Origin of the sequence: Kocuria sp. LUK (assembly GCF_021012935.1) — a bacterium.
Lineage (GTDB): Bacteria > Actinomycetota > Actinomycetes > Actinomycetales > Micrococcaceae > Kocuria > Kocuria flava.
In genome coordinates this window covers 108,170-133,637 of the sequence record NZ_JAJMZI010000001.1, presented here as the reverse complement: position 1 = coordinate 133,637, position 25,468 = coordinate 108,170, and the positions used below count along the sequence as shown (strand labels likewise).

General features: G+C 75.0%; 20 protein-coding genes. 4 read left to right on the top strand and 16 right to left on the bottom strand.

Annotated features, from left to right (window positions below; translation table 11 throughout):
• Positions 1 to 47: 47 nt before the first annotated feature.
• The 10 genes from LQU92_RS00610 to LQU92_RS00565 form a co-directional block, all read right to left on the bottom strand.
• Positions 48 to 947, bottom strand: a complete 900-nt coding sequence (locus LQU92_RS00610; RefSeq protein ID WP_101852235.1) for a shikimate dehydrogenase — start codon at positions 945 to 947, stop codon at positions 48 to 50.
• On the bottom strand, positions 938 to 2,173 hold the full coding sequence (gene mltG, locus LQU92_RS00605) for an endolytic transglycosylase MltG (protein WP_230659754.1): 1,236 nt from the start codon (positions 2,171 to 2,173) through the stop codon (positions 938 to 940). Before mltG ends, LQU92_RS00610 begins: the two co-directional genes overlap by 10 nt.
• Entirely contained in the window at positions 2,170 to 2,817 is a 648-nt protein-coding gene (gene ruvX / locus LQU92_RS00600) for a Holliday junction resolvase RuvX (RefSeq protein ID WP_230659751.1), read from the bottom strand. The genes mltG and ruvX overlap by 4 nt, the downstream gene beginning before the upstream one ends.
• Positions 2,814 to 5,510: an alanine--tRNA ligase gene (alaS, locus tag LQU92_RS00595; RefSeq protein WP_230659747.1), complete on the bottom strand. Its 2,697-nt coding sequence runs from the start codon at positions 5,508 to 5,510 to the stop codon at positions 2,814 to 2,816. Before alaS ends, ruvX begins: the two co-directional genes overlap by 4 nt.
• Positions 5,510 to 5,872, bottom strand: a complete 363-nt coding sequence (locus LQU92_RS00590; RefSeq protein WP_230659744.1) for a hypothetical protein — start codon at positions 5,870 to 5,872, stop codon at positions 5,510 to 5,512. The genes alaS and LQU92_RS00590 overlap by 1 nt, the downstream gene beginning before the upstream one ends.
• On the bottom strand, positions 5,869 to 6,273 hold the full coding sequence (locus LQU92_RS00585) for a DUF948 domain-containing protein (protein ID WP_101852230.1): 405 nt from the start codon (positions 6,271 to 6,273) through the stop codon (positions 5,869 to 5,871). The genes LQU92_RS00590 and LQU92_RS00585 overlap by 4 nt, the downstream gene beginning before the upstream one ends.
• 175 nt (positions 6,274 to 6,448) lie before the next feature.
• Positions 6,449 to 7,081, bottom strand: coding sequence for a 30S ribosomal protein S4 (rpsD, locus tag LQU92_RS00580; protein ID WP_101852229.1), 633 nt, complete (start codon positions 7,079 to 7,081; stop codon positions 6,449 to 6,451).
• Between the two features lie 320 nt (positions 7,082 to 7,401).
• Positions 7,402 to 8,925: a glycerol kinase GlpK gene (glpK, locus tag LQU92_RS00575; RefSeq protein ID WP_230659741.1), complete on the bottom strand. Its 1,524-nt coding sequence runs from the start codon at positions 8,923 to 8,925 to the stop codon at positions 7,402 to 7,404.
• Between the two features lie 41 nt (positions 8,926 to 8,966).
• A complete protein-coding gene (locus tag LQU92_RS00570; protein WP_058859893.1) occupies positions 8,967 to 9,674 on the bottom strand; it encodes an MIP/aquaporin family protein in 708 nt (235 codons plus the stop codon).
• A 184-nt stretch (positions 9,675 to 9,858) separates the two neighbouring features.
• Positions 9,859 to 11,607: a glycerol-3-phosphate dehydrogenase/oxidase gene (locus LQU92_RS00565; RefSeq protein ID WP_230659737.1), complete on the bottom strand. Its 1,749-nt coding sequence runs from the start codon at positions 11,605 to 11,607 to the stop codon at positions 9,859 to 9,861.
• A gap of 119 nt (positions 11,608 to 11,726) precedes the next feature.
• Between LQU92_RS00565 and LQU92_RS00560 the strand changes: the two genes are divergently transcribed.
• The gene (locus tag LQU92_RS00560) at positions 11,727 to 12,683 is read left to right on the top strand and encodes a sugar-binding transcriptional regulator (protein WP_083529411.1); all 957 of its coding nucleotides are present in this window, start codon (positions 11,727 to 11,729) and stop codon (positions 12,681 to 12,683) included.
• Positions 12,684 to 12,702: 19 nt separating this feature from the next.
• On the opposite strand, the gene LQU92_RS00555 is transcribed toward LQU92_RS00560, so the two are convergent.
• From LQU92_RS00555 to aspS, 4 genes are all read right to left on the bottom strand, one after another.
• On the bottom strand, positions 12,703 to 14,124 hold the full coding sequence (locus LQU92_RS00555; RefSeq protein WP_230659735.1) for a replication-associated recombination protein A: 1,422 nt from the start codon (positions 14,122 to 14,124) through the stop codon (positions 12,703 to 12,705).
• Between the two features lie 26 nt (positions 14,125 to 14,150).
• A complete protein-coding gene (gene dtd, locus LQU92_RS00550) occupies positions 14,151 to 14,645 on the bottom strand; it encodes a D-aminoacyl-tRNA deacylase (protein WP_230659732.1) in 495 nt (164 codons plus the stop codon).
• Between the two features lie 45 nt (positions 14,646 to 14,690).
• Positions 14,691 to 15,335 (bottom strand): maleylpyruvate isomerase N-terminal domain-containing protein, encoded by a 645-nt coding sequence (locus tag LQU92_RS00545; protein ID WP_230659729.1) that lies wholly within the window; start codon positions 15,333 to 15,335, stop codon positions 14,691 to 14,693.
• 82 nt (positions 15,336 to 15,417) lie between these two features.
• Positions 15,418 to 17,250, bottom strand: coding sequence for an aspartate--tRNA ligase (gene aspS / locus LQU92_RS00540; protein ID WP_230659726.1), 1,833 nt, complete (start codon positions 17,248 to 17,250; stop codon positions 15,418 to 15,420).
• A gap of 146 nt (positions 17,251 to 17,396) precedes the next feature.
• Here aspS and LQU92_RS00535 point away from each other — a divergent pair, with 146 nt between their 5' ends.
• Positions 17,397 to 18,707: an APC family permease gene (locus LQU92_RS00535; protein WP_230659723.1), complete on the top strand. Its 1,311-nt coding sequence runs from the start codon at positions 17,397 to 17,399 to the stop codon at positions 18,705 to 18,707.
• 279 nt (positions 18,708 to 18,986) lie between these two features.
• On the opposite strand, the gene hisS is transcribed toward LQU92_RS00535, so the two are convergent.
• On the bottom strand, positions 18,987 to 20,345 hold the full coding sequence (gene hisS / locus LQU92_RS00530; RefSeq protein ID WP_230659720.1) for a histidine--tRNA ligase: 1,359 nt from the start codon (positions 20,343 to 20,345) through the stop codon (positions 18,987 to 18,989).
• A gap of 257 nt (positions 20,346 to 20,602) precedes the next feature.
• Here hisS and LQU92_RS00525 point away from each other — a divergent pair, with 257 nt between their 5' ends.
• Together LQU92_RS00525 and LQU92_RS00520 are read left to right on the top strand one after the other, a co-directional pair.
• The gene (locus LQU92_RS00525; protein ID WP_230659717.1) at positions 20,603 to 22,081 is read left to right on the top strand and encodes a DUF349 domain-containing protein; all 1,479 of its coding nucleotides are present in this window, start codon (positions 20,603 to 20,605) and stop codon (positions 22,079 to 22,081) included.
• A 102-nt stretch (positions 22,082 to 22,183) separates the two neighbouring features.
• Entirely contained in the window at positions 22,184 to 22,921 is a 738-nt protein-coding gene (locus LQU92_RS00520) for a hypothetical protein (protein WP_230659714.1), read from the top strand.
• 37 nt (positions 22,922 to 22,958) lie between these two features.
• Here the strand turns inward: LQU92_RS00520 and LQU92_RS00515 are convergent, their stop codons facing one another.
• Complete coding sequence (locus LQU92_RS00515; RefSeq protein WP_230659710.1) at positions 22,959 to 25,355, bottom strand: bifunctional (p)ppGpp synthetase/guanosine-3',5'-bis(diphosphate) 3'-pyrophosphohydrolase; 2,397 nt, start codon at positions 25,353 to 25,355, stop codon at positions 22,959 to 22,961.
• Positions 25,356 to 25,468 lie beyond the last annotated feature (113 nt).

Genomic DNA, 25,468 nt, shown 5'->3' with positions numbered 1-25,468 from the left:
TTCCGTTCGGGGTCTTCGGCGGGCGGCCCGGCGGGCCCCTCCTGCCGTCAGGTGCGGTTCCGGGGCACGGCCGGGGCGACGCGGATGGGCCGTCCCACCGCCGTGCACATCGCAGCGATCACGTCCTGCTCGCGGGGCAGGGGCTCGCCGAGGCTGCGGCCGGTGAACAGGCGGACCTGGTCGACCGCCTGGAAGATCAGCATATCGAGTCCGGGCGCGACCGCTCCCCCGGCCGCCGACCAGGCCCGGGCGATCGCCGAGGGCCACGGGTCGTAGGCCGCGTCGAGCAGCACCCCGGTCGTCGTGGGCGCGGCCCGCCCGAGGGCGGCGGCCAGCTCGTCGGCCCCGTGCGGGGGCAGGGTGCACACGACGACGTCGTAGCCGGCGAGGGCCGTCGCCGCCTCCTCCCACGGGCGCAGCCGCACGGGCAGCCCGAGCGCGCGCCCGGCCGCGGCGGTGCCCCCGGCGCGGGCGGAGGAGCGGACGAAGACGTCGGCGGACCGGGCCCCGAGCTCCCTGGCGGCGGCCACGGCGGCCGTGGCGGTGCCGCCGCCGCCGAGGACGGCGACGGCGGGCACGGCCGGGACGTGCCCGGCGGCGCGCACGGCCCCGACGATCCCGGCGACGTCCGTGTTGTGCCCCAGGACCGTCCCGTCGGGGCGCAGGACGAGGGTGTTGACCACCCCGACGGCGGCGGCCAGCTCCGTCAGCTCGTCGGCGCAGGCGGCCGCGGCCGCCTTCAGGGGCATCGTCACCGACAGCCCGCGCCAGGCGGGGTCGCCGCGGCGGGCGGCGACCCAGCCGGGCAGCTCCTCCTCGGCCAGCTCCTGCCGGTCGTAGGCGATCTCCTCGCCGAGCACCGCGTAGGCGGCCCGGTGCAGGTCGGGCGAGCGGGAGTGGCCGACCGGCCGGCCGACCACGGCCGCGCGGCCGGGGCTCAGGCGCACCGGCCCTCGTTCTCGCTGCACCACTGGTTGTACTCCTCGACGTTGCGCAGGTGCTCCGCGTAGGTGTCGGCGAACTTCGTCTCCCCCGTGTCGAGGTCGACGGTGACCCAGAAGTAGTAGTCCGTCTCGACGGGGTCGGCGGCGGCCTTGATGGCGGCGTCGCCCGGGGAGCCGATGGGGCCCACGGGCAGGCCCGGGTTGGCGAAGGTGTTGTACTCGTTGTCCGCGTCCCGGCGCTCCTCCTCGGAGAAGTCGTAGCCCTTCCGGCCCAGGCCGTAGGTGACGGAGGCGTCGGACTGGATGAACCCGGAGGTCTCGCCCTCGGGGTTCTCCAGGCGGTTCTCGATGGCCCCGGCGACGACGTCGTAGTGCTCCGGCTGGACCTCGAACTCGATGATCGAGCCGATGGTGAGCACCTCGAAGATCCGCTCCTCCTCGGTGATGCCGTTGGCGTCGAGGGTCTCGCGGGTGCGGTCGACCATCGTCCGCAGGGCCTCCTCGGCGGTGACGTCCAGCGGGAAGCGGTACTCCCCCGGGTGCAGCCAGCCCTCGAGGGTCGGGAAGCGCTCGGGGATCCCGAAGGTCTCGGTGTCCTCGGCGTAGGCCTCGAACTCCTCGACGGGGATGCCGGTGGACTCGCTGAGGATGGGGAAGACGTCGCTCATGCGCAGGGTCTGGGCCACGGCGGCGTAGTGGACGGCCTCGCCCTCCTCCATCAGGGCGGTGACGACGGCCTCGGAGCTCATCTCGGTGCGCAGCTCGTACTCGCCGGGCTGGATGAACTCCTGGGCGTGGTCCTCGGAGTAGGTCTCCACGAAGGTCTGGGCGTCGGCGACGATGCCCTGCTGCTCGAGGGAGGCGGCGATCTGCCCGGTGGTGGCGCCCTCGGGGACGGAGAAGGTCACGGGGTCCTTGCCGTCGCCGCGGTAGTCGCGGACCTCGAACCAGCCGAAGGTCGAGGCGAGCACGGAGACGGTGATCAGGGCCGCCAGCGAGAACAGGGCGATCGCGGTGGTCAGCGACACCCGGCCGCGCCGCTGCCGGCGGCGGACCTGCTCGGGGGTCAGCTCCTCGTGCTCGAAGGCCCCGCGCAGCCCGGAGGGCGCCGCGTCGTGCCCGGCGGGGGCGTCCAGCAGGCTGCCCAGCCGGGCGGACCCGCCGTCGGCGGCCTCCCGGGGCGCCTCGGGGCGGCGGGGGGACGCCTGGTCGTACGGGTCGTCGCTCACGAATGCTCTCCGTCCGGATCGGTGGTCGTCAACGGGGCCCCCGGGTCCGGGGAGGGCGCCGCGGCGGCGCCGGGCGGCCGGTGCCCGCGCGGCCCCGGGGCGGGGGCGGCGGGGCCCTCCCCATTATGGGGGACACCCCCGGGCCCGGTCCCGGAGGCGGACCCGGCCGCGGGCGTGCCGGGCTCCGTGCCGGTGGCCCGGGCCCGGTCGAGGGCGCTCTGGAGGATGGTCGCGGCCGCGACCTGGTCGACCTTGTCCATGTGCTCGCGCCGGGAGACCCCGGCCTCCAGCAGCGCCCGGTGGGCGTCGACGGTGGTCAGCCGCTCGTCGACCAGGCGCACGGGCACGGGGCGGCCCTTGGCCTGCAGCCGCCGCACGAGCGCGGCCGCCCAGTCGCGGGCCATCGCGGTGGAGGCGTTCTCGCCGCCGTCGAGGCTGCGGGGCAGCCCGACGTAGACGGCCACCGCACCGTGCTCCTGGACGAGCCCGGCGAGCAGCTTCACGTCGAAGCCCTTCCGCAGGTCCCGCTGCAGGGTCGTCAGCGGGGTCGCGAGGATCCCGTCGGGGTCGGACAGGGCGACCCCGACGCGGACGGCGCCGACGTCGACGCCCATCCGCCGTCCGCGCACCGGGGCGCCGTTCACGCGGGGGCGCCGCCCGTCGCGCGGGCGACCTCGGCGAGGACGGCCTCGAGGGCGGGCCCGGTCTGCGCCGGGTCCTGGCCGCCGCCCTGGGCGACGTCGTCCTTCCCGCCGCCGCCGCCGCCGAGGACCTTCGCGGCGGTGCGCACGAGCTGCCCGGCCTTCACGCCGGCCGCGCGGGCGGTCTCGGTCGTGGCCACCAGCACGAGCGGGCGGCCCTTGGCCGTGCCGGTGACGGCGACGACGAACGGCTCGGCGGTCATCCGGCCGCGCAGGTCCAGGGCGAGGGCGCGCAGGTCGTCGGGCCCGGAGACCTCGCCCAGGTCGTGGGCGAGGGCCTTGACGGGCCCGACCTGCCGGACGCCGTCGAGCAGGGACCCGGCCCGGGCCTGGAGCTTCTCCCGGCGCAGGACGGCCAGCTCCTTCTCGGCGGCCTTGAGCTTCTCGAGGGTGCCGGCCAGGCGCTCCGGCAGCTCGGCGGAGGACTGGACCTTGAGCATGTCGGTGAGCTGGTTGACGAGGGTGCGCTCGGCGGCGAGGTGGCGGAAGGAGTCCAGGCCCACGAGGGCCTCGACGCGCCGGTTGCCCGAGCCCACGGACTGCTCGGTGAGCAGGGTCAGGGAGCCGATCTGGGCGGTGCCGGCCACGTGGGTGCCGCCGCACAACTCCCGGGACCAGGCGCCGTTCATCTCCACGACGCGCACGCGGTCGCCGTACTTCTCCCCGAACAGGCTCGTGGCGCCCATGGCCTTGGCCTCGGCCAGCGGCATCTCCTGGGTCAGGACCGCGTGGTTGGCGTGGATCGCCGCGTTCGAGGCCTCCTCGATCTCGCGCCGCTGCTCCTCGCTCAGCCCGGCGCCCCAGGCGAAGTCGAAGCGCAGGTAGCCCTCCTTGTTGAAGGACCCGCGCTGGACGGCCTCGGGGCCGAGGATCTCGTGCAGGGCGGCGTGGACGACGTGCGTGCCGGAGTGGGCCATCTCCCCGGCGCGGCGGCGGCCGGTGTCGACCTGGGCGAGGACCTCGGTGCCGGCCACGGCCTCGCCCTCGCGGACCACGGCGTGGTGGACGGACAGGCCCTTGACGGGCTGCTGCACGTCGGTGACCTCGAGCACGAACCCGTCGCCGCGGATCGTGCCGGTGTCGGCGGCCTGGCCGCCGGCCTCGGCGTAGAAGGGGGTCTCGTCGAGGACGACCTCGACGCGCTCCCCGGCGGAGGCCGCCGGGACGCTCGTGCCGTCGCGCAGCAGCGCCCGCAGGACGGTGCCGGTGCGCAGCTCGTCGTAGCCGGTGAACACGGAGCCGCGCTCCTCGAGCAGGCGGCGGAACACGGAGAGGTCGGCGTGGGCGCCCTTCTTGGCGCGGGCGTCCTCCTGGGCGCGGCGGCGCTGCTCGTCCATGAGCCCGCGGAAGGCCGGCTCGTCGACGGCCACGCCGGCCTCGGCGGCCATCTCGAGGGTCAGGTCGATGGGGAAGCCGTAGGTGTCGTGCAGGGCGAACGCCTCCGCCCCGGAGACGGCGCCCCCGGTCCGGCGTGCGGCGGTGACGGCCTCCTCGAGTCGGGTGGTGCCGGACTCGACGGTCTTCAGGAACGCCCGCTCCTCGGCGTAGGCGATCCGGGAGATCCGCTCGAAGTCCTCGGCGACGTAGGGGTAGACGCCCTTCATGGCGTCGCGGGAGGCGGGCAGCAGCACGGGCAGGCACGGCTCGGTGACGCCCAGCAGGCGCATCGCGCGCACGGCCCGGCGCAGCAGCCGGCGCAGGATGTAGCCGCGGCCCTCGTTGGAGGGGCTCACGCCGTCGGCGATGAGCATCAGGGAGGAGCGGACGTGGTCGGCGACCACGCGCATGCGCACGTCGTCCTCGTAGCCCTCCTCGCCGGCGCGCTCGGTGCCGCGGTAGGTGCGCCCGGACAGCTCGGCGGCCCGGTCGAGCACGGGGCGGACCTGGTCGGTCTCGTAGAAGTTCTCGACGCCCTGCAGCAGCATCGCCAGGCGCTCGACGCCGAGGCCGGTGTCGATGTTCTGCTCCGGCAGGTCCCCGAGGATCTCGTAGTCCTTGCCGGTGCCCTCCCCGCGCTGGTACTGCATGAACACGAGGTTCCAGATCTCGATGTACCGGTCGTCGTCGACGGCCGGCCCGCCCTCCTTGCCGTAGCGGGGGCCGCGGTCGTAGAAGATCTCGGAGTCGGGACCGGCGGGACCGGGCTGGCCGGTGTCCCAGTAGTTCTCGTCGCGGCCCATGCGCTGGATCCGCTCCGCGGGCACGCCGACGGTGTCGCGCCACAGGGCGTAGGACTCCTCGTCGCCCTCGTAGACGGTCACCCACAGCCGGTCGGGGTCGAGGCCGAAGCCGCCCCGGTCCTGGGGGGTGGTCAGCAGCTCCCAGGCCATGGGGATGGCCTTCTCCTTGAAGTAGTCGCCGAAGGAGAAGTTGCCGGCCATCTGGAAGAACGTGCCGTGGCGGGCGGTCTTGCCGACCTCGTCGATGTCGAGGGTGCGGATGCACTTCTGGATCGAGGTGGCCCGGCGGTAGGGCGGGGTCTCCTGGCCGAGGAAGTACGGGATGAAGGGCACCATGCCGGCGATGGTGAACATCGAGCCGGGCTGGGTGGAGATCAGCGAGGCGGAGGGCACCACGGTGTGGCCCTGGCCCTCGAAGTAGTCGAGCCAGCGCTTCGTGATTTCGTGAGAGAGCATTACCGGTGCTTTCCTTGGCGGTCGGTCGAGGGGTCGGTGGGGGCGCCGCGGTCGGGGGCGCCGAGCGCGCCGGCGGCCCCGAGCGGTCCGGGGCCGGCGCCGGGCAGCGACGACGGGCGGCTGCCGGGCGCCGGCGCGCCGAGGGAGGCGCGCAGCTCGGCCTCGCGCTCGGCCATGCCGGTGCGGACCTCGGCGGCGAAGCGGTAGAGGCGGGAGCGCCAGTCGCCGGCGCGCGCCGGGCGGGGCGCCGGGGCGCCGGGGCGCACGGCGAGGTCCTGGCCGGGGGTGCGGGCGAGGCGGGTGGCGGCGGCGCCGAGCAGGCCGCCGGCGGCGACGAGGGCGAGCTTGCCCCACAGGCTCACGGGGTCCCCTCCCCCGTCGGGCCGGACGCGGAGCCGTAGGGATCGGCGCGGTGCTCGGCCTCGCCGGCGAAGGCGCGGCGCACGCCGTGGGAGAAGGCCGCGACCTTGATCAGCGGCTGGCCCACGGTCGAGGCGACCAGGGAGGACAGCGCGGAGACGTTCGCGGAGGCGTCGGAGACGTTGGTCGTGATGCCGTCGACCTTCTCCAGCTGGGAGTTGGTGGTCGACACGGTCCGGGTGACCTCGTCGATCAGCGGGACGGTCTCGTTGTTGAGGGCGCGGATGGTCAGGCGCAGCTCGTCGAAGACCTTCCCGAGCTTGAGGATCGGCACGGCGAGCAGGGCGACGAGGACGGCGAAGACCCCGGCCGCGAGCAGTCCTGCGATTTCTCCACCGGTCATGGGGCGGGGCGCTCCTTGCTGGTCGGGGGCGGTGCGGTCCGCCGCGGACCCCGGGAGGGGGGCGGACCCGGGGATCCACTCTACCGAAGGCAGGAGCCCGCGGCGCGGGCGCCGCGGGCTCCTGCCCCGGTGGGGCCCCGTTCCCGGCGGACCGGGAGCGGGGGCCCGGACGGCCTCAGGCCATGCGGGCGTAGTACTCCACCACGAGCTGCTCCTCGCAGGTCACGGGGACCTCGGCGCGCTGGGGCTTGCGCACCAGCTTCGCCTGCAGCTTCTCGATCTGCACGTCCAGGTAGGCCGGGGTGTCCGGCAGCACGGCCTGGTGGGCGCCGGCGGCGGCGACCTGGAAGGGCACCATCTTCTCCGACTTGGGGTGCACGTGGATCAGCTGGCCCTCCTTCACGCGGAACGAGGGGCGGTCCACCCGCTGGCCGTCCACCAGGATGTGGCGGTGCACGACCATCTGGCGGGCCTGGGCCATGGTCCGGGCGAAGCCGGAGCGCAGGACCAGGGCGTCGAGGCGGGACTCCAGCAGGGCGACCAGGTTCTCACCGGTCTGGCCCTCCAGGCGCTTGGCCTCGACGTAGGCGATGTGCATCTGCTTCTCGCGGATGTTGTACTGCGCGCGCAGGCGCTGCTTCTCGCGCAGGCGCACGGCGTAGTCCGAGTCGGCCTTGCGGCGGGCACGGCCGTGCTCACCGGGGCCGTAGGGACGGCGCTCGAAGTACTTCTCGGCCTTGGGGGTCAGCGCGATGCCGAGGGCGCGGGACTTGCGCACCTGGCGGCGCGCACGCGTGTTGTTGGCCACGTCTACCTTTCACTGCTGCGGTGCCCGCCCGGGTCGCGGGTCGGGCGTGTTCTGGTCGGTCCGGCCTCCGTGGACGGGATCGGTCCCGCCGGAGAGGTGAGGATCAGCCGCAATCCTCCGGTCCTACAAGCGCCGTGGCCGCGCGCCGGGCACCGCTGGTTGGGACGGTGCCGGGGGCGTGCGGGGGCACGGGCCTTGCCGGCCGACGACCCAGTATAGCGTGCCCGCGACCGCGCCGTCGGCCCCGGGGTGCCGGCGGCGCGCACGACCGCGCCGGCGGCCCGTGGCGGGGCCGCCGGCGCGGTCGCGGGGCGGTGTCCTCAGTCGACGTCCTCGTCGACCCAGCCGAAGGACTTGGTGACGGCCTTCTGCCAGTTGCGGAACAGCCGTCCCCGCTCCTGCTCGTCGCCCGCGGGCTCCCACCGCTTGTCCTCGGCCCAGTTGCGGGCGACCTCGTCGGTGTCGTACCAGAAGCCCACGGCGATGCCGGCGGCGTAGGCGGCGCCGAGGGCGGTGGTCTCCGTGACCTCGGGGCGGATGACGGGCACCCCGAGCTGGTCGGCCTGGAACTGCATCAGCAGCTCGTTGGCGGTCATCCCGCCGTCGACCTTCAGCTCGGTGATGTCCACCCCGGCGTCGGCGTTCATCGCCTCGACCACCTCGCGGGACTGGTAGGCGGTGGCCTCGAGGGCGGCCCGGGCGATGTGCGCCTTGGTGACGTAGCGGGTCAGGCCCACGAGGGCGCCGCGGGCGTCGGAGCGCCAGTGCGGGGCGAACAGCCCGGAGAAGGCCGGCACGAAGTAGGCCCCGCCGTTGTCGTCCACGGACGCGGCGAGGGGCTCCACCTCGGGCGCGGAGGAGATGATGCCGAGGTTGTCGCGCAGCCACTGCACGAGCGATCCGGTCACCGCGATGGATCCCTCCAGGGCGTAGACGGCCGGCTGCTCGCCGAGCTTGTAGCACACCGTGCTCAGCAGCCCGTTCTGCGAGTGGACCACCTCGGTGCCCACGTTCATGAGCACGAAGCTGCCGGTGCCGTAGGTGTTCTTGCCCATGCCCTTCTCGAAGCAGGCCTGGCCGAACATCGCCGCCTGCTGGTCGCCGAGGATCCCGGCGATCGGGACCTCCGGCAGGAACCCGCGGGTGCGGCCCTTGCCGTAGACCTCCGAGGAGGAGCGGATCTCGGGGAGCATGGAGACGGGGATGCCCATGTCGGCGCAGATCTCCTCGTTCCAGTCGAGGCTCTCGAGGTTCATCAGCATCGTGCGGGAGGCGTTGGTGACGTCGGTGACGTGGACGCCGCCGTCGGTGCCCCCGGTCATGTTCCACAACAGCCAGGAGTCCGTGGTGCCCATCAGCAGGTCCCCGCGCTCGGCGCGCTCCCGGGCGCCGTCGACGTTGTCGAGGATCCACTTGACCTTCGGGCCCGAGAAGTAGCTGGCCAGCGGCAGGCCCACCCGGTCCTTGTACCGGTCGGGGCCGGCGTCCCCGGCGAGCTCCTCGACGATCTTCTGGGTGCGGGTGTCCTGCCACACGATGGCGTTGTACACCGGCTCGCCGGTGGTGCGGTCCCACACGACGGTGGTCTCGCGCTGGTTGGTGATGCCCACGGCGGCGATGTCGCGGGCGTTGATCTCCGCCGAGGCCTCGGCGTCGGCCACGACCTTGCGCACGTTGCGCCAGATCTCGAGCGGGTCGTGCTCGACCCAGCCGGCGCGGGGGAAGATCTGCTGGTGCTCCAGCTGCCCGACGCTGACGATGCGGCCCTGCTTGTCGAAGATGATGGCGCGGGAGCTGGTGGTGCCCTGGTCGATGGCCATCACGTACTGCGGGTCGGTGCTCATGGGGTCTCCTCGTGTCGCGGTGGTGTGCGGTCGGCGCCGGGTCAGGCCGGCGGGTTGGCGTAGAGCTGGTAGAAGCCGCCGGCGAGCAGGGCGCCGAGGATCGGGCCCAGCACCGGCACCCAGGCGTAGCCCCAGTCGCTGGCGCCCTTGCCGCGGATGGGCAGCAGGGCGTGGGCGATGCGGGGGCCGAGGTCGCGGGCGGGGTTGATGGCGTAGCCGGTGGGCCCGCCGAGGCTGGCGCCGATGCCGACCACGAGCAGCGCCACGGCCAGCGGCCCGAGCTCGGAGGGGGTGTTGCCGAAGAGCAGGATCACGGCGACGAGCACGAACGTGCCGATGATCTCGGTGACGAGGTTCCAGCCGTAGGAGCGCACCGCGGGCCCGGTGGAGAACACGGCGAGCTTGGTCTCCCCGAGGACCTCCTCCTCGATGTCCTCGTCGAAGTGCTTCTTGTAGGCCAGGAACGCCAGGACGGCGCCGAGGACGCCGCCGAGCAGCTCGCCGGCGAAGTAGACGAGGGTGCTCACGGGGGTGATGGCCACGCCGGGGGCGTACTCCTGGGCGCCGCTGGCCCACAGGCCCACGGTCACCGCCGGGTTGATGTGGGCCCCGGACTGGTAGGCGACGTACACGCCGGCGAACACGGCCAGGCCCCAGCCGAAGTTGATCATCAGGAACCCGCCGCCGAGGCCCTTGGTGCGGGGCAGCACGGCGTTGGCGACGACGCCGCAGCCGAGCAGCAGCAGCATCGCGGTGCCGGCGACCTCGGACCAGAAGACGGTGGAGAGCGGGATGTCGGCGGGTGGCACCACGGTGGGTGCCAGGACGGTGGACAAGGTCAGCAGCACTGCGGACTCCTCGGTCGGTGCGGACGGGGCGCGGTGTCCCCTCGGTCGGTGGCGGGGCGGTGGGTCCCGTCCCGCCGGGGAAGCATCAGCCGGCGTCCCGCCGGACGAGCTCGAGCACGTCCGGGGCGGCGGCCCGGGCAGCGGCGGCCGCGGCGTCGTCGGGGGCGGCGGCGGCCGCGTCCTCCGCCGCGCAGCGCAGCCGGTAGGCCTCGACCTCGGCGGCGCGCCGGTCCGCGTCCCAGCCCAGGGCCCCGGCGGCGAGCTCGGCGATCTCCTCGAGGGCGTCCAGGCCGTGCCGCGGCCGCTCCCAGGTGAGGCGGGTGCGGGTGTCGAAGACGTCCTCGAGGTGCAGGGCGCCCTCGTGGGTGCAGGCGTGGACGATCTCGGCGCGCAGGTAGGGGGCCGCGCCGCCGAGCGGGCGGCCGAGGTCGGGGCGCTGCTCGACGAGCTCGAGGATCTCCTCGACGGCCGAGCCGTAGCGGCGCAGCAGGTGCAGCACCTGCTCCTCGTCCCAGCCGTGGGCGCTCCCGAGGGTGCCGGCGCGGCGGCGCAGGGCGAGGTAGCCGTCGGCGCCGAGCAGGGCGGTGCGGTCGGTGACCGACGGCAGCTCCTTCGCCCGCTCGGCCCCGAGGGCGAGGTCGACGGCGTCCTCGGCCATCACCCGGTAGGTGGTCAGCTTGCCGCCGGCGATGGTGATCAGCCCCGGGACGACCTCGGTGACGGTGTGCTCCCGGGAGATCTTCGTGGACTGGGCCGGCTCGCCCCCGCCCTTGGTCCCCGGCTGCAGCAGCGGGCGCAGCCCGGCGTAGACGCCGATGACGTCCCCGCGCCCCAGGGGCTCGTCGAGGACCACGTTGGCGTGCTCGAGCACGTAGTCGATGTCCGCGGAGGTGGCCACCGGGTTCTCGAGCTCCTGCTCGTAGGGGGTGTCGGTCGTGCCGATGAGCCAGTACCGCTCCCACGGGATGATGAACAGCACGGACTTCTCGGTCTGCAGGATCAGCCCGGTGTCGCTGCGGATCCGCTCGCGCGGCACCACGATGTGGATGCCCTTGGAGGCGAGCACCTTCAGCCCGCCCTCGGCCCGGGCGCGGTCCTGGATCCGCTCGGTCCACACCCCGGTCGCCGCGATCACGGTGCGGGCGCGCACGGTGCGCTCCTGGCCGGTCTCGAGGTCGCGCACGACCGCGCCGGTGACCCGCCCCCCGGCGTCGCGCGGGAAGTCCACGGCCCGGGCCCGGCTGGCCGCGAGCGCGCCGTGGCGCACGGCGGTGCGCACGATGGTGAGCACGAGGCGGGCGTCGTCGACGCGGGCGTCCCAGTACTGGACGGCGCCGACCATGGAGCCGGGTTTGACGTCGGGGAAGACGCGGGCGACGCCGGCGGCGGTGAGGTGGCGCTGGTAGGGCAGGGTGGCGACCTTGGCGCCGAGGTGGGCGAGGGCGTCGTAGAGGCCGATGCCGGCGGCGACGTAGGGCCGCTCCCACCAGCGGTGGGTCAGGGGGTAGAGGAAGGGGACGGGCTTGACCAGGTGCGGGGCGAGGAAGTCCAGGAGCAGCTCGCGCTCGCGCAGGGCCTCGGCGACGAGCTTGAAGTCGAGCTGCTGGAGGTAGCGCAGGCCGCCGTGGACGAGCTTGGAGGACCACTGGGAGGTGCCGCCGGCCCAGTCCTGGGCCTCGACGATGCCGGTGCGCAGGCCGCGGGTGGCGGCGTCGAGGGCGATGCCGGCGCCGGTGATGCCGCCGCCGACGACGAGGACGTCGAGCTCGGGTCCTCCGCTCATCGCGTCGAGCGCGCGGGCGCGGTCGGTGGCGGAGAGGGTGGGGTGGGCCATGGGAGGGTGCTCCTGGGTCTCGGCCGGGCGGGCCCGGACTGTGCGGTTGCTCACACTCTGACCGTCGGCGCACCTATGCTCAATCAGGATGAACGAACGTGCAGGAAAGGAGGGGCGCCGTGCACGATGCTGCCGATCTGCACCACGCCGCGGAGCTGTACTACGTGCAGGGGATGACGATGGAGGCGGTCGCGGACCGGTTCGGGGTCTCGCGTCCGACGGTCTCGCGGATGCTGCAGGCGGCCCGGGACCGCGGGATCGTGCGGATCAGCCTCTCGGCCCCCCCGGACGCGGGACAGGACCTGGCGCGGCGGCTGCGGGAGGCGTTCGGGGTCGTGGTGCACGTGGCGGGCACGCCGCGGGCGGCCACGGAGCCCCAGCGGCTGGACTCGGTCGCGCGGGCGGCGGCGGCGCTGCTGGCGGACTGGTTCGGGGACGGGATGACGCTGGCGGTGGCCTGGGGCACGACGGCCTCGGCGGTCGCCGCGCAGCTGCACCCGAAGGCGACGCGCAACGCGCTGGTGGTGCAGATGAACGGGGCGGTCAGCGCCCGCTCCCCGGAGACGGTGCAGTCACCGGCGCTGCTGTCGCAGATGGCCACGGCGTTCGGGGCCTCGCTGCTGCCCTTCCCCGCCCCGGCGTTCTTCGACGACGAGCGCACGCGCACGCTGATGTGGCGGGAGTCGACGGTGCGGCGGGTGCTGGAGGTGCGCAACGGGGCGGACCTGGCGGTCTTCAGCGTCGGCGCGTTCCGGGGGCCGATGATCTCGCAGGTCTACAGCGGCGGGTACCTGGCCGAGGACGCGGTCCGGGAGCTGGTGGCCCACCGGGTGGTCGGGGACGTGTGCACGGTGTTCCTGCGCGAGGACGGCACCTACGCGGACATCGGCCTCAACCGCCGGGCCACGGGTCCCACGCCCCTGGAGCTGCGGCGGATCCCGCGGCGGCTGTGCGTGGTCGCCGGGGACCACAAGGTGCCCGGGGTGCTGGGGGCGCTGCGGGCCGGGGTGGTGACGGACCTGGTGATCGACGAGCGGACCGCGGAGGCGGTGGTGCGCCGGCTCTTCGGCCGCTGAGCCCGCCGCGGCCCGGGGCTCAGCCCTGCCCGCGGACGATGCCGCGCAGGATCTGCAGCCGCTCGGCGATCTGGCGCTCGCGGCCGCGGTCGGCGGGCCGGTAGTAGTCGGTGCCGACGAGCTCGTCGGGCGGGTACTGCTGGGTCGCCACCCCGGTGGGCTCGTCGTGGGTGTAGACGTAGCCGCGGCCGTGGCCGAGCTGGCCGGCGCCCGGGTAGTGGGCGTCGCGCAGGTGCGGGGGCACCGGCCCGGCCCGGCCGGCGCGGACGTCGGCGATCGCGGCGTCGATCGCGGTGTAGGCGGCGTTGGACTTCGGGGCGGTGGCGAGGTGGGCGACCGCCTGGGCCAGCGGGATCCGGCCCTCGGGCATGCCGATGAGCTGGACCGCCTGGGCGGCGGCGACGGCGGCCTGCAGGGCGGTGGGGTCGGCGGTGCCGATGTCCTCGGCGGCGGAGATGATCAGCCGCCGGGCGATGAACCGGGGGTCCTCCCCCGCCTCGATCATCCGGGCGAGGTAGTGCATCGCGGCGTCGACGTCGGAGCCGCGGATGGACTTGATGAACGCGCTGACCACGTCGTAGTGCTGGTCGCCGTTGCGGTCGTAGCGCACCGCGGCCCGGTCGAGGGCCTCCTCGGCGTGCTCGCGGGTGATCAGCGGCGGCGCACCGGGCCCCTCGTCCGGCGCGGGCTCCTGCGCGGTGCCGTGCTCGGACAGGGCGACCCCCGCGGCGGCCTCGAGCGAGGTCAGGGCCTTGCGGGCGTCCCCGCCGCACAGGTCCAGCAGGTGCTCGCGGGCCTCCGGGGACAGCCGCACGGCCCCGGCCAGGCCGCGGGGGTCGGCGACGGCGCGGTCGAGCAGCCCGGCGATGTCGGCCCGCTCCAGCGGCTGCAGGCTCAGCAGCAGGGAGCGCGAGAGCAGCGGGGAGACCACGGAGAAGGACGGGTTCTCGGTGGTGGCCGCGACGAGCACGACCCACCGGTTCTCCACGCCGGGCAGCAGGGCGTCCTGCTGGGCCTTGGTGAAGCGGTGGATCTCGTCGAGGAACAGCACGGTGGTGCGCCCGTGCAGGTCGCGGTCGGTGAGGGCCTCGTCCATCACCTTCCGCACGTCCTTGACCCCGGCGGTGATCGCCGAGAGCTCGACGAACGTCCGGGAGACCCCGCGGGCGATCACGTGGGCGAGCGTGGTCTTGCCCGTGCCCGGGGGCCCCCACAGGATGATCGACGACGGCCCGGCCGGGCCCCGGTCCTCCCCCGCCAGCACGCGCAGCGGCGAGCCGGGCCGGAGCAGGTGCTGCTGGCCCACGACCTCGTCGAGGGTGCGCGGGCGCATGCGCACCGCCAGCGGCGCGCGCGAGCGCCGGGACCGCCCGGGCGCGGGCCGGTCCGCGGCGGGGTCGTCGCCGGGGTCGTCGAGGTCGTCGAAGAGGGAGCCGCTCACCCGTCCAGGCTAGCCCCCGCCCCGGGCTACGCCGGGCCCGTCCGTCCCGCACCGTCCCCGGGGGGCGGGGAGGACCGGCGCGGGCGGGCGAGCTCGGCGCTGTCCAGCAGCACGGTGACGGGCCCGTCGTTGACGAGCTCGAGCTGCATGTGCGCGCCGAAGCGGCCGGTCTCCACCCGGGCGCCGAGCTCCCGCAGCGCGGCCGTGTAGGCCTCGAACAGCGGCTCCGAGACGGGTCCGGGGGCCGCCGCCGACCACGAGGGGCGCCGCCCCTTCCGGGCGTCGCCGTAGAGGGTGAACTGGCTGACGGCGAGCACGGGGGCGCCGGTCTCGGCGCACGATCGCTCCCCCTCGAGCAGCCGCAGGTTCCAGGTCCGCTCGGCCAGCTTCGCGGCGACGGCGGCGTCGTCGTCGTGGGTCACGCCCACGAGGGCCACCAGGCCCGGCTGCGCGAGGGCGCCCACGACCTCGCCCCCGACGCTGACGGCGGCACGGGTCACTCGCTGCAGGACGATGCGCATGCCCCCAGTCCACCACACGCCCGCCCCGGCCGCGCGCCGCGCCGATCAGCCGAGCAGCGACCAGCCGGGGGGCAGGGCGCGGCGGCCGGTGAGGGCCTGCAGCAGCTCCGGGACCCGGCCGCGCTCGGCGGCGATCTCGGCGAGGGTCAGGGCGGTGTCGGCGAGCACGTGGTCGGGCGGGGTGCGGTCGAGCCCGCAGGCGGCGGCGACGTCGAGCCCGTGCACGGCCAGCTCGAAGGTGCGCGTGGGCAGGTAGGTGCTCAGCCGGGCCCCGCCGAAGGGCGTGCGGATCAGCGGGTCCTGCTCGAGGGGCACGCGCGCCAGGGCCTCGCGGGCGGCCTCGAGGGCGGCCCGCACGGCCGCGGCCGGCTCGGGCCCGAGCTCCCGGCCGGCGGCCGTGCCGCGGGCGGCGACCTCCTGCGGGTCGGCCGAGGCCGCGAGCGCGTAGTAGTGCCCGGTGCCCGTGCACTCCTCCGCGGCGGCCGGACGGTCCAGGTAGGCCGTGAGCGTGCTCAGCGCCCGGCCGGCGTGGCCGAGCAGGGCGCGCAGGTCCCACGAGCCCAGGGCGGGGCGCTCCCACAGGGAGTCCTCGGCGGCCTCGTCGAGCTCCTCGACCTCGTCGGCGAGGCGGGCCAGGAACACCCCGGCCTCGAGGAAGGCGGCGCGGGCGGCGGCGGGGTCACGGGTCACGGCGGGCTCCTCGCGGTGGGCACGGGAACGGGCCGGGACCCGCCCGTCGGGGCGGGTCCCGGCCCGTGCGGTGACCGAGAGCCTACTGCGCGGCGGCCGGGGCCGGGGCCGTGTTGCCCTCGGTTGCGTCCCGGTCCGCGGCGGTCCTCTCCCCGCGCGGGGCGGGCTTCGCGTCCACGCCGGCCTCCTTGCGCTGCTGGGCCGTGATGGGGGCCGGGGCGGCGGTGAGCGGGTCGTAGCCGTTGCCGGTCTTGGGGAAGGCGATGACCTCGCGGATCGAGTCGGCCCCGGCCAGCAGGGCGACGACGCGGTCCCAGCCGAAGGCGATGCCGCCGTGCGGGGGCGCGCCGTACTTGAAGCCCTCGAGCAGGAACCCGAACTTCTCGTCGGCCTCGGCCGCGCCGAGGCCCATGACCTCGAACACGCGCCGCTGGACGTCCTGACGGTGGATGCGGATGGAGCCGCCGCCGATCTCGTGGCCGTTGCACACGATGTCGTAGGCGTAGGCCAGGGCGGAGCCGGGGTCCCGGTCGAAGGTGTCGAGGAACTCGGGCTTCGGGGCGGTGAAGGCGTGGTGGACGGCGGTCCAGGCGCCGGCGCCCACGGCGACGTCCCCGGACTCGACGGCCTCGGCCGCCGGCTCGAACAGCGGGGCGTCGACGACCCACACGAACGCCCAGGCGTCCTCGTCGATCAGCCCGGTGCGGTGGCCGATCTCCACGCGGGCGGCGCCGAGCAGGGCCCGGGAGGACTTCCGCTCGCCGGCGGCGAAGAAGATGCAGTCCCCGGGGTTCGCGCCGGTGGCCGCGGCCAGGCCCTCGCGCTCGGCCTCGGTGATGTTCTTGGCCACCGGCCCGGTGAGGGTCCCGTCCTCGCCCACGAGCACGTAGGCCAGGCCCTTGGCGCCGCGCTGCTTGGCCCACTCCTGCCAGGCGTCGAGGGTGCGCCGCGGCTGGGAGGCCCCGCCGGGCATCACGACGGCGCCCACGTAGGGGGCCTTGAACACCCGGAAGGTCGTGTCCCGGAAGTAGTCGGTGAGCTCGGTCAGCTCGAGCCCGAAGCGCAGGTCCGGCTTGTCGGAGCCGTACCTGGCCATGGCCTCGGCGTAGGTGATCCGCCGGATCGGGGTGGGGATCTCCACGCCGATCAGCCGCCACAGGGCGGCGACGATGCGCTCGCCCAGGGCGATGACGTCGTCCTGCTCCACGAAGGAGGCCTCGATGTCGAGCTGGGTGAACTCGGGCTGGCGGTCGGCGCGGAAGTCCTCGTCCCGGTAGCAGCGGGCGATCTGGAAGTAGCGCTCCACGCCGCCGACCTGCAGCAGCTGCTTGAACAGCTGCGGGGACTGGGGCAGCGCGTACCACGAGCCCGGGGCCAGGCGGGCCGGGACGAGGAAGTCGCGGGCGCCCTCCGGGGTGGAGCGGGTCAGGGTCGGGGTCTCGACCTCGAGGAAGTCCTCGGCGTGCAGCAGCTCCCGCGCCACGCGGTTGGCCTCCGAGCGCAGGCGCAGGGCCCGGGAAGGGCCGGGCCGGCGCAGGTCGAGGTAGCGGTGGCGCAGGCGGGCGTCCTCGCCGACCTCGACGTGCTCGTCGATCTGGAACGGCAGCGGCGCGGCGGTGTTGAGCACCGTCACGGTCTCCGCGATGACCTCGACCTCGCCGGTGGCCAGCGCCGGGTTCTCGTTGCCCCCGGGCCGGCGCTCCACGGAGCCGGTGACCTGCAGGACGTACTCGTTGCGCAGGTGGTGGAAGTCCGCCTCGTCGCGCACCACGATCTGCGCGACCCCGGAGGCGTCGCGCAGATCGAGGAACGCGACGCCGCCGTGGTCGCGGCGGCGGCCGACCCAGCCGGCCAGCGTGACGGTCTCGCCGATGTGCTCGGCGCGCAGGTCGCCGAGGTTGTGTGTGCGCAGCACTGGAAAACCCTTCGTTGTGCAGGATCCGACGGGGCGGCGGAGAGAACCGCGCGTTTCCCCGGGGTTTGCCCGGTGCCCCTAGTCTCGTTCGGGAACGAGTCTACAGCCCGGCCCTTCCGGGCCGGCACGCCCCGGAAGGACCCCGCATGCCCGCCGCTCCCCCGCCCCCCGCGCTCGCACGCCGCCTCGGCACCGTCGACGCCGCCCTGATCGGCGTGGGCTCGATGGTCGGCGCCGGGGTGTTCGTCGTCTTCGCCCCCGCCGCCGCGGCGGCCGGGCCGTGGCTGCCGGGCGCCCTGCTGCTGGCCGCGCTCGTGGCGTGGTGCAACGCGACCTCCACCGCCCAGCTCGCCGCCCGCTACCCCGCCTCCGGGGGGACCTACCTCTACGCCGGGCACCGGCTCGGCGCGTGGCCGGCGTTCGTGGCCGGCTGGGGGTTCGTGACCGGCAAGACCGCCTCGGCGGCGGCCATGGCCCTGACCTTCGGCCTCTACGCGGCCGAGCTCACGGGAGCCGACGACGCCGGGGCGCGGCTGCTCGCCGTCGCCGCGATCACCGGGCTGACCGCCGTGAACCTGGGCGGGGTGAGCCGCACCGCCCGGCTCACGCGCCTGCTCGTGCTGCCCGTGCTCGCCGTGCTGCTGGCCCTCGCGGTGCTGCTGCTGACCGGGCAGCCCCCCGCCGCCGTCCCCCCGGGTGCGGGGGCGGCGGCTTCCCCGTGGGGCGTGCTGCCGGCGGCGGGCCTGCTCTTCTTCGCCTTCGCCGGCTACGCCCGGGTGGCCACCCTCGGGGAGGAGGTCCGCGACCCGGCGCGGACGATCCCCCGCGCGGTGCTCGGCGCGCTCGCGGCGACCCTGCTGCTCTACGGCCTGCTCGCCCTGGGGCTGCTGCGCTTCCTCGGCACCGAGCGGCTCGCGGGCTCCCCGGCCCCGCTGCTCGCGGCGGTGCGCGCCGCCGGCTGGCCGGAGGGGGCGGAGGCGGCCGGGGCCGCCGTGGTCACCGCCGCCGCGGCCCTCGCCACCCTGGGGGCGCTGCTGGCGCTGGTGGCGGGGATCTCCCGCACGGCCCTGGCCATGGCCCGGCAGCGGGACCTGCCCGCCGGCCTCGCCGCGGTCTCGCAGCGGCACCGGGTGCCCTGGGCGGCCGAGCTGGCGGTGGCCGCCGTCGTCGTCGTCCTCGTGCTCGTCGGGGACGTGCGCACGGTGATCGGCTTCTCCAGCTTCGGCGTGCTCGTCTACTACGCCCTGGCCAACCTCTCCGCGCTCACCCTGGCGGAGCGCCCCGGCTGGGCGCCGCGGGCGGTCAACGCCGTCGGCCTGGCGGGCTGCCTGCTGCTGGCGTTCACGCTGCCGTGGGCGTCGGTGCTCACGATGCTCGCCGTCTTCGCCGTGGGCCTGGCCGGCCGCGGGCTCGTGCTGGCCCGCCGCCGCGCCCGCGCGCGCGCCGACGGCCGCTGACCGCCACCCCTGCGCCCGCACCCGCCCCCACAGCGCCGCCGAGCCCCCACCCCACCTGCACCCACGGCGCCGAGCCCCCTCGAGAGCGTCGTTTCCCCCTGTGCGCGCATGGGGAAACGACGCTCTCGAGGGGGCTCGGCGGAATGAGCGGGGGCGCGGTGGGGACTCGGCGCGACGGTCCGGCGGCCCCGAGGGGCCTCGGCACCCGGTGGGGTCGTGGCACGGCGCTGCTGCGCCCGCCCCGGACGGCCCCGGCGCCGGGCCGTCCCGCTCGCCGGGTCAGGCCCCGGGGGTCACCGCGCGCACGACCGGGCGCAGGTCCTCGGCCGGCGGGGTCCAGGAGGCGGGGTCGGCGCCGACCTGCTCGCCCGAGCGGATGTCCTTGACCTCGTGCACCGGCGCCCCGTCCTCGCCGCGGGCCGTGAACCACACGAAGGGGATGCCGCGGCGCTCGGCGTAGCGGATCTGCTTGCCGAACTTGGCGGCGTTCGCCGAGACCTCGCAGGCGATGCCGCGCCCGCGCAGCTGCGCGGCGACGTCCTGGGCCTCGGACCACGAGTCCTCGTCGGCGAGGGAGACCAGCACGGCCGTGGGCACCTTCCGGGAGGGGGCCGCCATGCCCTGGGACAGGATCCGGGAGACGAGACGGGTCACGCCGATCGACAGGCCCACCCCGGGGTAGGTCTTCTTCCCGGTCGAGGCGAGGGACTCGTAGCGGCCGCCGGAGCAGATCGAGCCGAGCTGCTCGTGGCCCACGAGCACCGTCTCGTAGACGGTGCCGGTGTAGTAGTCGAGACCCCGGGCGATCGACAGGTCGGCGACCACCGTGCCGGGGGCGCGGCGGGCCGCCTCGCCCACGACCTCGGCGAGCTCGGCCAGGCCCTCCTCGAGCAGCCGGGTGTTCACCCCGAGGGCGCGCACCTGCTCGACGAACGAGGTGTCCTCGGTGCGGATCGAGGCCAGCTGGAGGGCGGCCCGCGCCTGCTCGGGGCTCGCGCCGAGCTCCTCCTGCAGCGCCGCCGCGACGCGCTCGGGCCCGATCTTCTCGAGCTTGTCGATGCTGCGCAGCACCCCGGCGGTGTCGTGCAGGCCGATGCCCTGGTAGAAGCCCTCGGCAAGCTTGCGGTTGTTGACCCGCAGCACGAACGGCGGGACGGGCAGGCGGGAGAGGGCGTCGATCATCACCAGCGCCAGCTCGACGTCGTAGCGGAACGGCAGCGTGCCGTCGCCGACGACGTCGACGTCGGCCTGGGTGAACTCCCGGGCCCGGCCCTCCTGCGGGCGCTCCCCGCGCCAGACCTTCTGAATCTGGTAGCGGCGGAAGGGGAAGGCCAGGTGCCCGCCGTTCTCCACCACGTAGCGGGCGAAGGGCACGGTCAGGTCGAAGTGCAGGGCCAGGCGGGCGTCGTCCTTCTCGGGGGCGCCCTCGTCCTCCTGGAGGCGGGAGACGACGTAGACCTCCTTGTCGATCTCCCCCTTGCGCAGCAGCTGGCCCACGGTCTCCACGGCGCGGGTCTCGATCGAGGAGAAGCCGTGCAGCTCGAAGGTCTCGCGCAGCACGTCGAGCACGTGCAGCTCGACCAGACGCTCCTCCGGAAGCCATTCGGGAAAGCCGGACAGGGAGGTCTTGCGGGCCATGGGCAGCTGCTCCTGGGGTGCGACGGGGTGCGGGGGCTGGGCGGACGGCGCGGCGGGCTGCGCCGGGGCGCGGGTCCGTGCTCATCCTAGAGAGGCCTGCCCGCCGCCCCCAAAGCAGGCCGGAGCGCCCCGGCGGCGGGGCGGGGGGCGCCGGGGCCTCGTCGGTACTATGGGCCACGACGACTGTCCGAAGCCGGGCGACGGTGCCGGACCCGCTCCGGGCCCCGCCGACCGGCGCGAGCGAAAGAGTTCCAGCGGTGACCGAACGTCTCGAGTCCGACGACCAGCCCACGCCCCGCCCCACCCCCGCCCCGGGACCGCGCCCCGCGCCCGGCCCCTCGGCGGTCCGGCCCGCGCCCGGCCCGAAGCCGGCCCCCGCGGCCCGTCCGGCGGCGGCAGGGCCCGCGGCGGCAGCGGGAGCGGCGCCCGGACCGGCCGCCGCTGCGTCGTCGGCCCCCGCCCCGGCGCTGGCCTCCCCCGGGACCCTGGAGCGGGCCCGCCCCTTCGGGCGGGTCACCGAGGACGGCCACGTGCACGTGCTCGTGGACGGCGAGGAGATCCTCTGCGGGCAGTACCCGGACGCGACCGAGGACGAGGCCCTGGGCTACTTCGCCCGCAAGTACGAGGACGTCGAGGCCCAGGTCGCGCTGCTCGAACAGCGCGTGGCCGCGAAGGCGCCCTCCGCGGACATGACGCGCACCGTCGACCACCTCGCCGAGCAGGTCGCCCAGCGGGCCATGGTCGGGGACCTGCGCGCGCTCGAGGCCCGGCTGGAGGCGCTGCGCCCGGCCATCCGCGAGCTGGAGGCCGCCGAGCGCGCCGCCCACGAGGCCGAGCGCGCCCAGAACGTCGCCGCGCGCGAGGCGATCGTGGCCGAGGCGGAGAGGATCGCCGCCCAGGACCCGCAGCGGATCCAGTGGAAGCAGGCCTCGGGCCGGATGGCGGAGCTGTTCGACCAGTGGAAGGCCCACCAGAAGTCGGGCGTGCGCCTGGGCAAGTCCGCCGAGGACGCCCTGTGGAAGCGGTTCCGCACCGCCCGCACGACCTTCGACAAGCACCGCCGGGCGTTCTTCTCGCAGCTGGACGCCGACAACGCCGAGGCGAAGAAGGCCAAGGAGGCCCTCATCGCCGAGGCCGAGGCGCTCTCGGGCTCCACCGACTGGGGTCCCACCGCCGCCGAGTACCGGCGGCTGATGGACCGGTGGAAGCAGGCGAAGCGGGCCTCCAAGAAGGACGACGACGCCCTGTGGGCGCGGTTCCGGGCCGCCCAGGACCGGTTCTTCGACGCGCGCAAGGCCGCCAACGCGCAGCTCGACGCGGAGTTCGAGGCCAACCTCGCGGTCAAGGAGCAGCTGCTCGCCGAGGCGAGGGCCCTCCTGCCCGTCACCGACCTCAAGGCCGCGAAGCGGACCCTCGGCGAGATCCTCGACCGGTGGGAGCAGGCGGGCAAGGTCCCCCGCGCCCACCTGCGCCGCGTCGAGGCCGAGCTGCGCGAGGTCGAGGACGCCGTGCGCCGGGTCGAGGACGAGAAGTGGCAGCGGACCAACCCGGAGACGAAGGCCCGCTCGAACTCGATGCTCAGCCAGCTCGAGGCCAAGATCGAGGACCAGGAGGCGTCCCTGGCCCGGGCGCGCGAGGCCGGGGACGCCCGGCGCGCCGCGAAGCTGGAGGATGAGCTGGCGACCAGCCGGCAGTGGCTCGAGACCCTGCGCCGCTCCGCCGCCGACCTGCGCTGAGCCCCGCCGGCAGGACCGGCCCCGAGGGCCCCGTCCCCGCGCTGTCCACAGCCCGGGGACGGGGCCTTCCCCGCGCCCGGGGCCCGGCGGCAGGCTGGGCGCATGTCCGCGCTCCCGCACCCGCCGCCCGGCCCGCACCGGGGCGTCCCGGACCGCCCCGCCCGTCCCCGTCCGGCCCTCCCGGGCGGGGACCGGTCCGGCCGGGACGCGCCCGGGCCGGACCCCACCGGCCGGGACGCGCCGGGGCCCGCACCGCTGCCCCGTCCCGGGGACCTGTTCCTGCCGGGCCGGCCCTTCGGCCGGGTCGAGCTGCGGGCGCTGGTGGCCGACGGCGTGCTCGTGCCCGTGGTGCTGGAGGCCCACGCACTGCGCGGGCGGCCGGTGACCCGGGCCGTGAAGCTCGCCGCCCTCGAGGCGCAGCTGCCCCCGCACCTGCTGCGCCGCGGGGTGCTCGGGCGTCTGTCGGCGGCCTGGTTCTACGACTGCGCCGCCCCGCCGGCCGTGCTGCCCGTGCTGCTGGACAAGCTGCGGCGGACCACGATGAGCCCCGTGCCCGAGGGCCTGGCCCTGCACCAGGTGACGCTCGGCGGCTACGACGTCCACACCGCGGGCCCGGTGCAGGTGACCACCCCGCTGCGCACCGCCGTGGACCTGGCCCTGCACGTGCCCGGGCCGGAGGGCACGGCGGCCCTGGAGCGGCTGCTGCAGGCCCCGCACCTGCACTGCCCGCCGGCGCTCGTGGCCACGGCGCTGCGCAGCTTCGGCCGGCTCCCGGGGCGGCGGGCGGCCCTGCTGCGGGTGCGCCGGGCGGCCCGGGCCGTCGGCCGCCCGCTCCCGTGAGCCGCAGCAGGGCCGCCGCACGCCGGGGAGCGGCCGGTCAGCGGCCCGCCGGCTCCGAGATCGGGCGGTGCCCCGAGGTGCGGTAGACGTCGTAGACCCCGTCGATGCGCCGCACCTGGTTGAGCACGTGGTCGAGGTAGCGGGGGTCGCCCATCTCGAAGGCGAACCGGGAGATCGCCAGCCGCGACTTCGAGGTGTGCACGGAGGCGGAGAGGATGTTGACGTGGTTCTCCGACAGCACCCGCGTGACGTCGGAGAGCAGGGACTTGCGGTCGAGGGCCTCGACCTGGATCTCGACGAGGAAGACGCTGGACTGGGTGGGGGCCCACTCGACGTCCACGACGCGCTCCCGGGAGGTCAGTGCGAGCATGTTGGCGCAGTCCCGCCGGTGCACCGAGATCCCGGCCCCGCGGGTGACGAAGCCCATGATCTCGTCGGGCGGGACGGGGGTGCAGCACCGGGCGAGCTTGACGTAGACGTCGGAGGCGCCCTTGACGACCACCCCGGAGTCCGACACGCGCGGGCGCACCGGGTGGGTGGCGACCGTGGTCTCGGCGAAGTCCTCCTCGGCGCCGTCGGCCCCGCCGAGGTTGCCCACGATCTTCTCCACGACGTCCTGGGCACTGACCTGGTCGGAGCCGATGGCCTCGTACAGGGCGCTGATGTCGGTGCGGTGGAAGTCCTGGGCGACCGCCAGCAGCGACTCGGAGGTCAGGGTCCGCTGCAGCGGCAGGTGGTGCTTGCGCAGGGCGCGGGTGAGCGCGTCCTTGCCCTTCTCGATCGCCTCCTCGCGCCGCTCCTTGGAGAACCACTGGCGGATCTTGTTGCGGGCCCGCGGGGAGCGGACGAACTTCAGCCAGTCCTGGGAGGGCCCGGCGTGCTCCGACTTGGAGGTCAGCACCTCGACCCAGTCCCCGTGCTGGAGCGCCGAGGACAGCGGCACGAGCTTGCCGTTGACGCGCGCGCCGATCGTCTTGTGCCCGACCTCGGTGTGCACGGCGTAGGCGAAGTCCACCGGGGTCGAGCCCGCGGGCAGGGCCATGACCTCGCCCTTGGGGGTGAAGACGTAGACCTCGGAGGTGTTGATCTGGTAGCGCAGGGAGTCGAGGAACTCGGAGGAGTCCTGGGTCTCCTCCTGCCACGAGACCAGGGAGCGCAGCCAGTCGAGGTCGCCCTCGCGGGCGCGGGGGGTCGCGGAGTTCGCCTGGTTGACCTGGTCCTTGTACTTCCAGTGGGCGGCCACGCCGTACTCGGCGCGCCGGTGCATCTCGTGGGTGCGGATCTGGATCTCCACGGGCCGCCCGTCGGGGCCGATCACCGTGGTGTGCAGGGACTGGTACATGTTGAACTTCGGCATGGCGATGTAGTCCTTGAACCGCCCCGGCAGGGGCCGCCACCGCGCGTGCAGGGCGCCCAGCGCCGCGTAGCACTCGCGCACCGTGTTCACCAGGACCCGCACGGCCTGCAGGTCGTGGATCTCGTCGAAGTCCTTCCCGCGCACGATCATCTTCTGGTAGATCGAGTAGTAGTGCTTGGGCCGGCCGGTGATGGTCGCCTCGATCCCGGCCTCGGAGAGGTCCTCGGCGATCCGCTCCCGGATCGCGGCCAGGGACCGCTCGCGCTGGGGCTGGCGCTCCCCCACCATGCGCACGATCTCCTCGTAGACCTTGGGGTAGAGCGCCGCGAAGGCGAGGTCCTCGAGCTCCCACTTGATGGTGTTCATGCCCAGCCGGTGGGCCAGGGGCGCGAAGATCTCCAGGGTCTCCCGCGCCTTCTTGGCCGAGGACGCCGGGGGCACGAAGCGCCAGGTGCGGGCGTTGTGCAGCCGGTCGGCCAGCTTGATCACGAGCACCCGGATGTCCTTGGCCATGGCCACGATCATCTTGCGCACGGTCTCGGCCTGGGCGGCGTCCCCGTACTTGACCTTGTCCAGCTTGGTCACGCCGTCGACGAGCGCGGCGACCTCCTCGCCGAACTCCGCCCGCAGCTGCTCGAGGGTGTAGTCGGTGTCCTCGACGGTGTCGTGCAGCAGCGCGGCCACGAGGGTCGCCCCGGTCATGCCCAGCTCGGCGAGGATCGTGGTGACCGCGACCGGGTGGGTGATGTAGGGGTCCCCGCTCTTGCGCTTCTGGCCCTCGTGGCACTTCTCGGCGACCTTGAAGGCACGCTCGAGGACCTCGAGGTCCTCCTCGGGGTGGGTCGCGCGCACGGTGTGCAGCAGCGGCTCGAGGATCGGCGAGTGGTCCATGGGCCGGCCCGCGAGGTAGGACAGGGAGGAGCGGGTGCGGTCGCTGCGGCCCGGGAACACGGAACGGCCCAGGAGGGGCCGGGAGGCGGGCAGCACGTAGTGCGTCCCGGCCGTGTCCGACCGCCGGGGCGGTGGTGGAGGCGCGGTCCCCTGGCCTGCGGGGGCGCCGTCGTCGGTGCTGGCCATCCCCGTGGCTCCTTCCCGGTGATGCACGCGGGGCGGCGGCCGTACGGCCGCCGCCCCCGTGCCGAGCTGACGTGGTGCTGACGTGTGCTGGTGCGCGGCGGGTGCTGCGGTGC

Bases quoted from the DNA above. Each gene is read 5' to 3' on its own strand.
- alaS (WP_230659747.1), bottom strand. From the start codon at position 5,510: ATGCTCTCTCACGAAATCACGAAGCGCTGGCTCGACTACTTCGAGGGC.
- glpK (WP_230659741.1), bottom strand. From the start codon at position 8,925: ATGAGCACCGACCCGCAGTACGTGATGGCCATCGACCAGGGCACCACC.
- LQU92_RS00585 (WP_101852230.1), bottom strand. From the start codon at position 6,273: ATGACCGGTGGAGAAATCGCAGGACTGCTCGCGGCCGGGGTCTTCGCC.
- LQU92_RS00565 (WP_230659737.1), bottom strand. From the start codon at position 11,607: ATGGCCCACCCCACCCTCTCCGCCACCGACCGCGCCCGCGCGCTCGAC.
- LQU92_RS00515 (WP_230659710.1), bottom strand. From the start codon at position 25,355: ATGGCCAGCACCGACGACGGCGCCCCCGCAGGCCAGGGGACCGCGCCT.
- LQU92_RS00570 (WP_058859893.1), bottom strand. From the start codon at position 9,674: ATGCTGCTGCTGCTCGGCTGCGGCGTCGTCGCCAACGCCGTGCTGCCC.
- dtd (WP_230659732.1), bottom strand. From the start codon at position 14,645: ATGCGCATCGTCCTGCAGCGAGTGACCCGTGCCGCCGTCAGCGTCGGG.
- LQU92_RS00535 (WP_230659723.1), top strand. From the start codon at position 17,397: ATGCCCGCCGCTCCCCCGCCCCCCGCGCTCGCACGCCGCCTCGGCACC.
- LQU92_RS00520 (WP_230659714.1), top strand. From the start codon at position 22,184: ATGTCCGCGCTCCCGCACCCGCCGCCCGGCCCGCACCGGGGCGTCCCG.
- hisS (WP_230659720.1), bottom strand. From the start codon at position 20,345: ATGGCCCGCAAGACCTCCCTGTCCGGCTTTCCCGAATGGCTTCCGGAG.